We start from the raw sequence: 216 nt of genomic DNA, 5'->3' as shown, positions 1-216 counted from the left end.
ATGATGCCATAACGATATGTCATGCGGTATTAGCGTCCGTTTCCAGACGTTATCCCCCTCTTTGAGGCAGGTTACTCACGCGTTACTCACCCGTCCGCCACTCAGTTAAGATGAAGCAAGCTTCTTCTTAACTCCGTTCGACTTGCATGTGTTAGGCGCGCCGCCAGCGTTCGTCCTGAGCCAGGATCAAACTCTTAATTGAATGGTATCACTTCG

Annotated in this window: 1 rRNA gene; it reads right to left on the bottom strand. The window is 50.0% G+C overall.

Annotated elements, in window-relative coordinates:
* Window positions 1–202 (bottom strand): 16S ribosomal RNA (locus H6A12_RS13265); the annotation flags it as partial.
* Window positions 203–216: the final 14 nt, after the last annotated feature.

It is taken from the genome of Merdimmobilis hominis, from assembly GCF_016901855.1.
Lineage (GTDB): Bacteria > Bacillota > Clostridia > Oscillospirales > Ruminococcaceae > Paludihabitans.
This window is presented reverse-complemented; position numbering and strand designations above follow the sequence as displayed.